Source organism: Oxalicibacterium sp. (assembly GCF_035565035.1).
GTDB lineage: Bacteria > Pseudomonadota > Gammaproteobacteria > Burkholderiales > Burkholderiaceae_D > Oxalicibacterium.
The window spans coordinates 1-12,367 of sequence record NZ_DATMTD010000069.1 but is presented as its reverse complement, the minus strand read 5'-3'; the positions used below and the strand labels follow the sequence as shown (position 1 = coordinate 12,367).

The 12,367-nt window shown below is 57.1% G+C and carries 11 protein-coding genes; 5 read left to right on the top strand and 6 right to left on the bottom strand.

All coding sequences use genetic code 11. The features are described 5' to 3' along the window. The first annotated feature begins 129 nt into the window (after positions 1–129). Together VN114_RS06635 and ppnN are read left to right on the top strand one after the other, a co-directional pair. Complete coding sequence (locus tag VN114_RS06635) at positions 130–1,125, top strand: DnaJ C-terminal domain-containing protein (RefSeq protein ID WP_325513226.1); 996 nt, start codon at positions 130–132, stop codon at positions 1,123–1,125. A 160-nt stretch (positions 1,126–1,285) separates the two neighbouring features. Then, a complete protein-coding gene (ppnN, locus tag VN114_RS06630) occupies positions 1,286–2,656 on the top strand; it encodes a nucleotide 5'-monophosphate nucleosidase PpnN (protein WP_325513224.1) in 1,371 nt (456 codons plus the stop codon). 101 nt (positions 2,657–2,757) lie between these two features. Here the strand turns inward: ppnN and VN114_RS06625 are convergent, their stop codons facing one another. After that, positions 2,758–5,097, bottom strand: a complete 2,340-nt coding sequence (locus VN114_RS06625) for a DUF1631 family protein (protein ID WP_325513222.1) — start codon at positions 5,095–5,097, stop codon at positions 2,758–2,760. A 213-nt stretch (positions 5,098–5,310) separates the two neighbouring features. Further along, positions 5,311–6,039 (bottom strand): 16S rRNA pseudouridine(516) synthase, encoded by a 729-nt coding sequence (locus tag VN114_RS06620; protein WP_325513220.1) that lies wholly within the window; start codon positions 6,037–6,039, stop codon positions 5,311–5,313. Positions 6,040–6,104: 65 nt separating this feature from the next. Here VN114_RS06620 and hisC point away from each other — a divergent pair, with 65 nt between their 5' ends. Together hisC and VN114_RS06610 are read left to right on the top strand one after the other, a co-directional pair. Further along, on the top strand, positions 6,105–7,172 hold the full coding sequence (hisC, locus tag VN114_RS06615; protein WP_325513218.1) for a histidinol-phosphate transaminase: 1,068 nt from the start codon (positions 6,105–6,107) through the stop codon (positions 7,170–7,172). A 150-nt stretch (positions 7,173–7,322) separates the two neighbouring features. After that, positions 7,323–7,913, top strand: a complete 591-nt coding sequence (locus VN114_RS06610) for a hemerythrin domain-containing protein (protein WP_325513216.1) — start codon at positions 7,323–7,325, stop codon at positions 7,911–7,913. Between the two features lie 58 nt (positions 7,914–7,971). Here the strand turns inward: VN114_RS06610 and VN114_RS06605 are convergent, their stop codons facing one another. Next, positions 7,972–8,436, bottom strand: a complete 465-nt coding sequence (locus VN114_RS06605) for a DUF2269 domain-containing protein (RefSeq protein WP_325513214.1) — start codon at positions 8,434–8,436, stop codon at positions 7,972–7,974. Further along, positions 8,436–9,710, bottom strand: a complete 1,275-nt coding sequence (locus VN114_RS06600) for an SDR family oxidoreductase (protein WP_325513213.1) — start codon at positions 9,708–9,710, stop codon at positions 8,436–8,438. The genes VN114_RS06605 and VN114_RS06600 overlap by 1 nt, the downstream gene beginning before the upstream one ends. A 68-nt stretch (positions 9,711–9,778) precedes the next feature. Here VN114_RS06600 and VN114_RS06595 point away from each other — a divergent pair, with 68 nt between their 5' ends. Beyond that, on the top strand, positions 9,779–10,246 hold the full coding sequence (locus VN114_RS06595; protein WP_325513211.1) for a hypothetical protein: 468 nt from the start codon (positions 9,779–9,781) through the stop codon (positions 10,244–10,246). 6 nt (positions 10,247–10,252) lie between these two features. On the opposite strand, the gene VN114_RS06590 is transcribed toward VN114_RS06595, so the two are convergent. After that, a complete protein-coding gene (locus VN114_RS06590; RefSeq protein ID WP_325513209.1) occupies positions 10,253–11,062 on the bottom strand; it encodes a ZIP family metal transporter in 810 nt (269 codons plus the stop codon). 203 nt (positions 11,063–11,265) lie between these two features. Then, positions 11,266–12,180 (bottom strand): manganese catalase family protein, encoded by a 915-nt coding sequence (locus VN114_RS06585; RefSeq protein ID WP_325513207.1) that lies wholly within the window; start codon positions 12,178–12,180, stop codon positions 11,266–11,268. Between the last annotated feature and the right edge of the window lie 187 nt (positions 12,181–12,367).

Sequence of the window (12,367 nt, the reverse complement as noted above, 5' to 3'; positions counted from 1 at the left end):
AGCAATAGTTGTCTTATTCGTTCGTTATCCGCCAACCGGGTCATGTCAGAATGTTTCTGCAGCAAGCACTGCATAACAAGAAATTCTCGACAGGATGAATAATCGCAAGGCTGCCAAAGAACCTGACAGATGAAATTCAAGGATTACTACGCAACGCTGGGCGTACCGCCCGATGCCACGACGGATGCCATCAAGAAGGCATACCGCAAACTCGCGCGCAAATATCATCCCGACGTCAGTCGCGAGCCGCTGGCCGAACTTCGCTTCAAGGAAGTCGGCGAAGCCTATGCCGTCCTCAAGGACCCCGAAAAGCGTCTGGCCTACGACCAGATGCCGCGCCCGCTTTTCAGCCGCAGGGAAAGCAGCGGTGCCTCATCCTCCCGGCAACCGCCGCAGTCGGGCCGCAGCTACAGCTCTGCGGCAAGGGAAAAAGAAGCAACGGCCGACGCAACACATCACGCAAAGCGCGCAGAACAGCGTACGGAACGGCCACACGAAAATTTCGGCAATATTCTCGACGAGATGATGGGTCGTCCGGACCTTCAGCCGCCAAAACATCGCGGCATGAACATCCATGGCAGCGACCAGCATGCGAAAGTCCAGATCGACCTGGAAGACACCTATCATGGCACCGCGCGCAGTATTTCGATACCGACCTACATGACCGACGATTACGGCATGCCGCTGGTGACCAAACGCATATTGAAAGTCAGCATTCCAAAAGGAATTCGCGGCGGACAGACCTTGCGGCTGGCCGGCCAGGGATTTCCAGGTACCGGTGAAGGCAAGGCCGGCGACCTGTATCTGGAAGTCGTGATTCGCCCGCATCGCCGCTACCGTGTCGAAGGACGCGACATCTATGTCGATGTGCCGCTGAGCGCCAGCGCCGCCATGCTCGGCACCACCGCCCATGTATTCACGCCGGAAGGCTCGATCCAGTTGTCAGTGCCACCCGGCTCGGTTGCCGGACGCAAACTGCGCGTACGCGGCAAGGGCATCCCCGGCGATCCGGCCGGTGATCTGTACGCGGTCATCACCACCGTCGCCCCGCCGGTTCATACCGTCGTTGCGCAAAAGGCCTATCGCGCATTGAAGGCGGCGTTCGATTTCTCTCCAGGCCGTTGACACCATGTTGTTCGCCGCATCGTCGATCGAGGCGATGCGGTCTTTCCCTCCGGCTTTTCCAGTCCTGCTTTCTCCGCAATGATGCAACGGCTATACTTGCCGGATCGCCGCAGGCTGGCGCTTCGTCCACCTCTTCATTTCCGCAAAGATATCAAGCCTCATGACATACGATGTAGTCGATACGCAACTCTCCCCTGAAGGTCGCCTGGACGTTCTTTCCAAAGCCGAAGTTCACCGTCTGCTGGATACCCGCAACGATGGCTTGTACGACCTGTTCCGCAACTGCGCGCTGGCCGTGCTGAACAGCGGCAGCAGTACCGATGACGGCAAGGAATTGCTGGAGCGCTACAAGTCCTTTTCTGTCGACATCATCGAACGCGAACGCGGCATCAAGCTCGACATCAAGGGCGCGCCGGCTACCGCTTTTGTCGATGGCAAGATGATCAGGGGCATTCACGAACATCTGTTCTCGGTCATGCGCGACGTGCTGTTTATCCATGACGAGATCATGCTGAACGCCGCATTCGACATCGAGTCGTCTGCCGGCATCACCGATGCCGTCTTCCACATCCTGCGTAATGCCAATGTGCTGCAACCGCACATCGATCCGAAACTGGTCGTCTGCTGGGGCGGCCATTCGATTTCGCGCGAGGAATACGATTACACGAAAAAAGTCGGCTACGAGCTCGGCCTGCGCGACATGGACATCTGCACCGGCTGCGGCCCCGGCGCAATGAAAGGCCCAATGAAAGGCGCCACCATCGGCCACGCCAAGCAGCGGATTCCGAACGGCCGTTATCTCGGCATTTCCGAACCCGGCATCATTGCTGCGGAAGCGCCCAATCCGATCGTCAACGATCTGGTCATCATGCCGGATATCGAGAAACGCCTGGAAGCGTTTGTGCGGACCGGCCACGGCATCGTGGTCTTCCCGGGCGGCGCAGGTACGGCTGAAGAAATCCTGTATCTGCTCGGCATCCTGCTGCACCCGGACAATGCCAAGCTGCCCTTCCCGCTGATCTTCACCGGTCCGGCCAGCGCGGCAGACTACTTCCGCCAGATCGACAACTTCATCGGCATCACGCTCGGCCCGGATGCGCAGAAACTGTACAAGATCATCGTCGACGATCCGGCGCAGGTCGCGCGCGAAATGCTGGAAGGCATTGCACGTGTGCGCGCGTTCCGCAAGAGTAATGGCGATGCCTATTACTACAACTGGACGCTGAAGATCGACCACGCCTTCCAGCATCCGTTTGAACCGACGCATGAAAACATGCGCAACCTGTCGTTGCATAGAAATCAGGAACGCCATTTGCTGGCCGCCAACCTGCGACGTGCCTTTTCCGGCGTTGTCGCGGGCAACGTGAAGGAAAGCGGTATTCGCGCGATCGAGAAATACGGTCACTTCGAAATCAGCGGCGATCTGGAAATCATGGAACCGATGGACGCGCTACTGTCGTCCTTCGTCCTGCAAGGCAGGATGAAGCTGCCGGGCATGACGTACACGCCCTGCTATCGCATCATCAAGTAACTGGAAGAAAAACAGGGAGCAGGAAGGGCCCTGCTTCGGCTGCATATGGCCGGAGCAGAACGCGACATCGCGAACCCGCAGGGACCTGGCAATCAAGGCAGTCAGGACGATGCCTGGGATGCGCCATCGGCATTCTGCAGCAGCGATTCAATCGCCCGATCGAATACCGGCGCATGTTCGATCATGCCGACCGACCCTTCGCGCAAGCCTTTTATCAATGCAATTGATGAATAAAGCAGCATGGTTTCATCCTGCACCATCGGTTTGAATAGATAAAACGATTGCTGCGGATCGATCCAGACCAGCATGGCCGGACGATAGCTTTCACCGTTCCAGTATTCAATCGCGGTTCCCGGCAGCATGCCGGCGAGCCATTTGATGTCCGCGTTCAGCAGGCTGCCGATATCGCGATCCAGATGCAGATCGACAGGTACGCCGGATTTTCTCAAGATGATCTGCAGACGTTGCGGCGAAACGGTCGGCGCGTGAATTGCCAGCTCCTCTTCCGGCACGGCCGCGCCGATCTGCAATTTGGCGAAATGCTGATGTAACGCCACCAGTGAAATCGATGGCACCGTAATGCCACTTTGCATTGCACGCAACACTTCGGTATGCATTGCCACCAGAGTGTCCATGACGCGCTGCATTTCTTCTTCCGGCATTGCAAGCAGCTTCAAGCCGCTGCGCACCCGCTGCACCAGGGATGGCAACAGCTTGATCAATGTGCTGCGCTCGCCCCCGTCCAGGCTCTGCACACTCCACAGCAGATCGGGAACAACGTCGCGATATTGCTGCCTGAGTTTACTGTCGATCTCGTCGTCTTCAATCGCATGAATCAGCACACGACTCCACGTCTTGACAATGAACTCCGTTGCACGCGAATCGGATTCCATGATGGACATGCGTTCGCGCAGCGCATTGACGGTCTGTGTGACCAGCGCTTCGTGTTGTTGCGGGTTCTGCATTGCTTCGTCGAGTGCTGCAATGGCCTGTACCGTTTCCTCGCCGGCAGTGCTCAGACGTTGTGCCAGCTTCAGATTCAAATGGCCGAGTGCTTCATTGAAAACTGCCGTATCTTCGCCGAAGTCGCGCAGGATATCGGCTGCAGTACTTTCCATCATTGCCAGAATATCTCTGCCCCATGCCGACTCGGTCGTTTGCCCGATCGCGACCGATGCCATGCGATCCAGCACCTGCCGGGCTGGATGATCGGTTTTCCGCAGAATATCCGGCGACAACAGGGCCGCCTTCATAAACGGCAATTGCAACTGCAAGATGGGCGCGCGATATGCCGCAGGAATCAGCGCATCGTGCGCAATGAAATCGAACAGCATTGTCACGACATCGACGGTGACCCGATCCAGTTCCGTCAGTTTTTCCGTTTCCAGCACGCTTTGCAAATCGGATGTTGCATTGACCGGAGCGCCTTCATCCGTTGCGCTCTGCTGCAGAAGATGCAGCTGGTCCAGCAAGGGTGAACGCACATTGGCAACTTGCGGCTGTGTCGTGTCACCTCCATAACGCGGCGCCGCCGGCATTCTGGCAGCAGCGGACTGATTGAAAATCTTCCAGACGAAATCCTGCAAAGGCGCCCGGTTTTCCGCCGGCGACGACGAGACGAGATTGTTCATTCCCGCGTGAAGATTGCCGGCACCATTGCTGTCCGGCGCCTTTTGCTGCAACAACGACAGAATGCGATCCAGTGCCGGCAGCGCTGCCGCCGGCATGACCGTATTTTGAAACGCGGATTGATTCATTTGTGCAGACGACAGCATCTCGCGATCCTGCCGGCTCATCACGGACGGCCGCGCCAGCAGGCGAACCTGTACGCCGTTCGCCTCGAACACCGCTCGGATCGCGGTGAAGTACTCGGGCAACTGCAATGCCAGTGCGCCGGACATGTGATCGAACAGCATTGTGCACACGTCGGGCGACGACGTCATGTCGCACAACACATCGTGCAGCGCACGTGCCATCAGATAGGGACGGAAGGGATTTTCGCGTTCGCGCACACTATGCTCGTCATGCAACTGCGCAATCATCAGGTTCAGCCGCCCCAGACTTTGCTGGTCGGCATCGCGCAGGCGAAGCACACGGCGTTCGACTTCGATCTGCCGCATGATGGTGTCATCGTCCACCAGCGCCAGCGTATCGATCGAGACGTCCTGCAATTCCTTGCGCAGGTCGCGATACATCGTCTGCATGCCGCGTTCGACATAACCGGTGTAACTGGTTTTCAAACGAGCGAGAAAGGTCGGGCCGAATGTGGCGATGAAATCTCTTGATGCCGAAATGGCTTTTTGTTCGGCCGCCGATTTGGCAATAGGCATCGTTTGCGCGATGCTGGCGCTGGCATCCTGAAGCATCTGCGACGCAAGGGCAGAGAATCTGAATAAGGCACGCTCCTTGGCGAGCTGAATGACAGGTTTGATTGCGTGCATTACCGTTGCAGTCCTCGATGAGTATCGAATCGATCATAGCCCAATGCCATGATCGATAGATCGCAGAAGACGCACGTTTAACCGAAATTAACAATCACCGTGATGCAATGTCACACACTGTCGGATTCGCCAGACGAAGGCGGCCCGTAATCGGCCGCGATACCAACTGGAATATCGACCGAATATCAGCCAAATACCAGCCGGCCTTACCCGTCAGGAAATTGCGTCGGAAGGTTTCAGCAGCGCCAGTTGCGCGGCATCCAGATAGGCCCACTCCCCCTCCTGCAGGTTCAGCGATGCCAGTGTCAACTCCCCGATTGCCACACGCGTCAGCGCCGAGCAATGATTGCCGGCTGCGGCCAGCATGCGCTTGACCTGATGGTATTTGCCTTGCTCCAGCACGATTTCCAGTTGGTTCGCGCCCAGCATGCGACAAGTTTGCGCCGCAAGAGGCGCCGGTTCGTCGTGCAGTTGCACGCCTTCCAGCAATTGCGCAACCAGTTCCGGCGTCACCGGCTCGTGCGTGGTCGCCACATACACCTTCGGCACATGCCGCTTCGGAGAGGATTGCGCATGAATGAAGGGACCGTCATCCGACATCAGTAGCATGCCGGTAGTGTCGTGGTCCAGACGTCCGACCGGCTGCAGTTCACGCCAGGTGAATTGCTCGGGAAGCAAGGTCAGCACCCCGGGATGATGGCTGGGCTTGCGCGAACATTCGAAGTTGGCCGGCTTGTTCAGCACGATGTAGACATGCTCGCGGTACAGCCATGTCTCGTCGAAGATCGTGAACTCCAGCCCTTCTGTGTCGAAAGCAGCCTTGTAATCGGTTACCACTTCACCGCCGATCGTGACTTCGCCGTCCTCGATAAGGCCGCGGCAGTATTTTCTGGTGCCGTATCCCTGCGACTGCAGGATCCGGTCTAGCGTCAATTTTGTCATGGCGGCACTCTACCAGAAGGCCGGCTCCTATAAAATGTGTGGTTCATCGATAAAGGAATGCAGTCATGAGTCAATTCTGGAGCCCGCTGGTGCGGACCCTGACGCCATATGTGCCGGGCGAACAGCCAAAGATCGCCGGCCTGATCAAGCTCAATACCAACGAGAACCCGTATCCGCCGTCGCCTGCCGTCATGGCGGCGATGCATGCCGTTACCGCCGATGCGCTGCGTCTGTATCCCGACCCGGATTCCAGCGTGCTGAAACAGACACTGGCTGATTACCACGATGTGCAGCCAAACGAAATTTTCGTCGGCAACGGCTCCGACGAAGTACTGGCCTTCGCCTTCATGGCGCTGCTCAAGCATTCGTCGCCATTGCTGTTCCCGGACATCACCTACAGCTTCTACCCGGTCTATGCCAACCTGTTCGGCATCGATTACGAAGAAATTCCGTTGACCGACACAATGGAAATCGATACGACCGAGTACGCTAAGCGCGACTGCGGCGGCATCATTTTCCCGAATCCGAATGCACCGACCGGCATTCCGCTTCCTCTCGCAAAAATCGAGGCACTGCTGAACGCGAAGCCGGATAGCGTTGTCGTCGTCGATGAAGCTTACGTCGACTTTGGCGGCGAAAGCGCGATGCCGCTGATCCATGCGTATCCCAACCTGCTTGTCGTCCGTACTTTCTCGAAGTCGCGCTCGCTGGCCGGCCTGCGCGTCGGCTTCGCGGTCGGCAACGCCGCGCTGATCGAAGGCATGGAACGCGTGAAAAACAGTTTCAATTCCTATCCGATGGATCGCCTTGCCGTAGCCGGCGCGGTCGCCAGTTATGGCGACGACGCCTATTTCCGGCAGACGACAAAAGCCATCATGGAAAGTCGCGAAGAAATGACCGCCGAGCTGGAGAAGCTTGGGTTTTCCGTGCTGCCATCACGTGCCAATTTCATTTTCGCCCGCCATCCCTCGATACCCGCTGTGCAACTCGCTGCCGGCCTGCGCGAACGGGCAATCATCGTCCGCCACTTCAAGCATCCGCGTATCGATCAATACTTGCGCATCAGCATCGGCAATCCGGAGGAATGCCGCTTGCTGGTCCAGACGCTGACGCTACTCACCTCCCGTTTCTAGCAAAACTTGCCGTGACGCAGCGTAAACATCGCGTCGCGGCAAAATTCCTACAGCACGACAAGGACATATCCGATTTCCGGTTCCCCGACGGCGCGTTACGGTAAGTGCATTCGGTACACCGCCGCCAACCGCCACGCCGCCGGAGGAAACATGCTTTCAGCAAAACTGTCCCCAACCGTTACCGACATGATCCGTTTCGATCATTCGCATGTCCTGCTGACCTTTCATCAATACACGCTCGATAAAAGTCCGAAGGTCAGGAAGGCATTGGCCGACACGATCTGCAACGCGCTTGAAATTCACGCAACGCTGGAAGAAGAAATTTTTTATCCGGCCATCAGGCTGCTTAACGGTGAAGAGCCGGTTATCCAGAAAAGTGTGCCCGAGCATGACGAGATGCGCAGCATCATTGCCGAATTGCGGATGACGGATCCCAAAGAGGTACGTCATCAGGAGCTGGTAATGGAACTGATGCGCGATGTGATTCATCACGTGGCCGATGAGGAAACCGTGCTGCTGGCCGAAGCCGAGCGGATGATGGACAAATCGCGGTTGCGCGAACTCGGGACGCAGATGACAAAGCGCCGCATGCAACTGGTCGCGCCGAAAGCCGGCAGAATCGCTGCGGATACCATCGTCGGTTTTTCCGGCAGCACGGTCGCGATGGTGGCAGGTGTCGCGACGGCAATCTGCGCTGTCCGTCATTTTACGAAAGCAAAGCACGCGGCGCACGTTCATTGACGTCGTCGGAATCGTTGGCATCGCTCGTCGGCATCGCTTGTCGGTATTACTGTCCGCATTACTGCGGCTTCGCCACCATCAGATAGAAAATGGCGACGAAGGCAAAAAAGGCCGGGATGCCGAGTGCGGCCCATATCTTGAAGTAACGCCAGTATTGCAAAGGTAATCCGGTATGGTCGTCCGCGGCCTGCCGGGCCAGGTCGCGCAATTTCATTTGCAGCCACACTACCGGCAACCAGCAACACAGCGCGACCGCGTACAAGCCGGTCGACCACATGATCCATTTGCTACCGACCGGCATGCCGACCATGAACACCATGTAAAAACCTGTCAACGGCTGAATGATTGCCGTGGTTGCGGTAAATAACCAATCGGCGATCACAACATATTTCGCGACAGCGGCAACCGTACGAGCGTCGTTGCCCAGACTCGAGACGAGCAGATAAAACGCCGATCCGATGCCGGTACCGAACAGGATCGTCGATGAAAGGATGTGCAGCCATTTAACAGTAACGTAATCCATCAACGTTTCTCCTGAGCCATCAACAGCCAGATCGCCGCGAGCATCGGTAGATTTTTCAACACCGGACCGTAAGGGTGCAACAGGAATTCCGGCAGACGCCACGCAATCACGGCGGAGTAAAAAAGAATCAATGCAAGCTGCACCACCCAAATCCATTTGCGCCGAATGAACAGGATCGCGATGCCGATTGCGATATCCAGCAGCGCTGCGCCATACAACATCAATGGCTGCAACGTGTCCGGTATTCCCGTTCTTTCGAGCAGCACCTTGCTGTCTTCGATCGGATAAATGCCAAGCGACAGAACGCCAGTCACCATCCAGACCATGGCGATACTTCCCCTCAACAAAGGCAAGAGCCAGTTCATCTGGGACTGGAGACGGACGTTCAATGCATCGGCCGGTGCGATGAAACGCGCAACACCACGGGGGGCTTTGCCTGCCAGGGTGCATACCGCCGCGCTATCCGCCGTGTTGCCGCGTTCCAGCATGCCGAAAGTTTCCCCGTCCAGTGGCGAACTCTTGAAAAGCCCCGCAAGCCGCGCCGCCAATCTCGCCATGCCAAGCGGAACCGGCACGATCATCGGGCGTCTCAGATGCATCGCGGTGCGTAACGAAACGATGAAGTCGGTCAATGTCATCGCGACAGGGCCGACGACCGCGATCCTGGTCGGCGGTTGATCGATTCTTTGCAGTGCCGCGCGCACGGCGTCAACCACATCGTCAACATGGACCGGTTGCACCATCTGCCTGCCGTGTCCGAATTTCACCAGGAAAGGCATGGTCGCCAGCGTATTGAACAGCGCTGCGCTGGCACCACCGGGGCCGTACACCAGCGACGGCTGCAGAATCGTTGCCGGCAAGTTGTTTGCGAGCAGAAAATCGTCTGCCGCCTTTTTGCTCAAGTGGTACCGGCTTTTCGCGTCGTCGTCTGCGCCCAACGCAGAAATCTGAACGATCAGCCTGATCTTTTTCCTGGCACACGCCGCGAACAAGGCACGCGGTGCGTAGGTATGCAACGCGTCAAAGGTTTGTGCATCGTTTTCGCGAATGATGCCGACGGCATTGATGACGGCATCGACATTTTCAAGCCGGTTCGTCCAGGTTTCCGGCAGCAGGTCGCGCGTGAAATCAGCTTCGACGTAACGAACACCTTCCGGTGCATTCCCGGCTGGAACACGCCGCACTGCACAGACCAGCTGATGCCCGTCCCTCAGCAACGCGTCCGTCAGATGTCGGCCGATAAAGCCGCTGGAACCGGTGATCAATATTCGCATTGCACATTCTCCGCACGGAACTGCGCCGGTAAAAAAGCATCACTAGATAACCATATCAAGGAGCCGCCATGAAGAACTGGAATGATTCCATCCGGCACGGTATTGTCTCCGGCGCATTCGCCAGCGTCTTGTCCACTGCAGCACTCGCTGCATGCGGCAGACGCGAAACCGGCAGCCTGTTTGCGCCAACCAATGCGATCAGCCATTGGCTGTGGGGAGACAAGGCGATGCGTCAAGACGCGCCCACGTTTAAATATACTGCTCCGGGTTATGTGATTCATCACGCCAGCGCCACATTCTGGGCCATTCTGTTTGAGCACTATGCCGATTCCTTGCTGGATCGCAAGAATTCGTCGACTACTCTGAAGGCATCACTTGCCGCCTCTGCAGTTGCCTGCTTTGTCGATTACAAAATGACGCCGTACCGCCTGCAGCCGGGTTACGAGGCACGCCTTTCCAGGCCATCGCTGTTTCTGGTGTACGCCGCGTTCGGCGTCGGCCTCGCGCTCGGCGCGCATGCAATCCGGCGTAAATAGATCACGTTAAGCCAATGCGGTATCAAGGACCGTCATCAGAATAAAGCCGAATACCAGACTGCAGCTGGCAAACGTGCCGTGGCCGTTACGATGCGATTCCGGAATGATGTCCCGGCAAATCACAAACAACATCGCTCCAGCGGCGGCCGCCAATCCCCACGGTAGCAAATCACGGGAAACGCCGATCAGTGCCACGCCGGCGACTGCGGCCACCGGCTCGATCAGACCGGATATCACACCTAACCCAGCCGACATCCATCGTCCGTATCCAACGCTGCGCAGTGCGAGTGCGACAACCAATCCTTCCGGCACGTCCTGAATGGAAATTCCGGTGGCCAGCATATCGGCCTTGTCCGGGTCGATACCTGCGTATGCAATGCCGATCGCCAGACCTTCTGGCAGATTATGCAAAGCAACCGCGAAGACAAACAGCCATGTCCGTCGTAACGAGTTGGCATAGATGACCGAATCATCGATCGCAGGCGCGAGATTGTTGCCGCTGGTGCGGCGTTCCAGCAGCAGGATCAGGATCGCGCCGATCAGTATGCCGCCACCGATGCTCAGACCGGCCTCGCTCGCATTCGCACCGAGCGATTTTGCAGCAGCTAGAGCCGGCATCACCAGCGAAAACGCAGTCGCTGCCAGCATGACGCCGGCGCCGAAACCGAGAAAACCATCGTACGTGCGTTGCGAAAATTTCTGTGAAAACAATACCGGCAAGGTGCCAAGTCCCGTCGCCAGCGCCGCCGTTCCACCGCCGAGCAGCGCCCCGCGCATGTTGGCGTTCCACGTCAACTGCTGCATGACATCGTTCACCAAAAGCAAACCACCTGCGAGGCAAATCAGGATTCCTGTCACTCTTCGCCATGTTATTTCCTGAACGAATGAGCGTGTCGCCTCGCGATCGCCAGCATGCATGACCGTCTTCCTTTATCTGCAATAGAAAAACGCGAGAGTCCCGCGCTTTTTGTCGTAATAAAAAAAGACAGCCGCGCAAACGGCTGTCTTGTTATTCAACATCAACGTTTTTTCTTTGGTGCGTCGGCCTTGGCGGACGTTTCCATTTCGCCCATGCCGATTTCGGCGCCGGTAAGCGGGTCCACAGATGGATCGGAAGCGGTACGCGCTGCCATCATCTGCTCAACGGCCGCTTCGTCAGTCGGCAGTTCTACAGTCGCCATGCCGTCGCCACCGTCCACCGCTTGCGCATCGTCGAGGTCGGAAACGAAATTCCATTTCTCGCCCTGATTCCACGAACCGCGTTCTTCGCCCAAACCACGCGACAAATTGAAATAGGTGCTGGAGAAGCCGGGCATGCCATGCAGTTTTCCCGGCGGGAAATTCGGCGTGATCGAGTACAAGGCCTTCTCGAATGACTTCTGATGCGCAATTTCTCGGGTCATCAGGAATCCCAGCGCTTCCTTCACGCCGGGGTCGTCGGTCAGGTTGATCAACCGTTCGTAGACGATCTTGGCACGCGCTTCGGCAGCAATGTTCGATCGCAGATCGGCAGTGGGTTCGCCGATGGTGTCGATATAAGCCGCAGTCCACGGTACGCCGCCAGAGTTGGTCAGCGGCGCTCCGGCACCGTACAGTACCTGTGTCAGATGGCTGTCGTTACCGGCACCGGTAATCGAGCGGTACATCTCGCCCTCTTCCTCGATGCCTTCGGCCAGTTTTCCCTTCGCCCCCTTGTTCAGCATCACGACAATATTGCCGATCACTTCCAGATGGCTCAGTTCTTCCGTTGCGATATCGAACAGCATATCCTTGCGGCCCGGATCGGATTCGGCAACCGCCTGGGTGAAATAGCGCATTGCCGCCGCCAGCTCTCCTTGTGGCCCACCGAACTGCTCAAGCATCAAGTTAGCCAAACCGGGATTCGGCTCGCTCACCCTGACCGTGTACTGCAATCGCTTGTTATGTGCAAACATCGTGGTCTCCTGATAGTTGTTTGGAATACCGCGCCGGACAAATACGTGAACACGCAGAATTTGTCGCGCCTTGCATCGTCCATCGGCATGTTCAATATTCGCCATCTGCGCGAACTACCGGTATCGGACAAGACGACAAATCAATGTAAGAAATTCAACGCCCGCCTGCCAGAATATGCATTGCATT

Excerpts from the sequence above, each read along its gene's own strand:
- VN114_RS06585 (WP_325513207.1), bottom strand. The coding sequence starts at position 12,180 with ATGTTTGCACATAACAAGCGATTGCAGTACACGGTCAGGGTGAGCGAG.
- VN114_RS06605 (WP_325513214.1), bottom strand. The coding sequence starts at position 8,436 with ATGGATTACGTTACTGTTAAATGGCTGCACATCCTTTCATCGACGATC.
- VN114_RS06625 (WP_325513222.1), bottom strand. The coding sequence starts at position 5,097 with ATGCACGCAATCAAACCTGTCATTCAGCTCGCCAAGGAGCGTGCCTTA.
- VN114_RS06620 (WP_325513220.1), bottom strand. The coding sequence starts at position 6,039 with ATGACAAAATTGACGCTAGACCGGATCCTGCAGTCGCAGGGATACGGC.
- hisC (WP_325513218.1), top strand. The coding sequence starts at position 6,105 with ATGAGTCAATTCTGGAGCCCGCTGGTGCGGACCCTGACGCCATATGTG.
- VN114_RS06635 (WP_325513226.1), top strand. The coding sequence starts at position 130 with ATGAAATTCAAGGATTACTACGCAACGCTGGGCGTACCGCCCGATGCC.
- VN114_RS06600 (WP_325513213.1), bottom strand. The coding sequence starts at position 9,710 with ATGCGAATATTGATCACCGGTTCCAGCGGCTTTATCGGCCGACATCTG.
- ppnN (WP_325513224.1), top strand. The coding sequence starts at position 1,286 with ATGACATACGATGTAGTCGATACGCAACTCTCCCCTGAAGGTCGCCTG.
- VN114_RS06610 (WP_325513216.1), top strand. The coding sequence starts at position 7,323 with ATGCTTTCAGCAAAACTGTCCCCAACCGTTACCGACATGATCCGTTTC.
- VN114_RS06595 (WP_325513211.1), top strand. The coding sequence starts at position 9,779 with ATGAAGAACTGGAATGATTCCATCCGGCACGGTATTGTCTCCGGCGCA.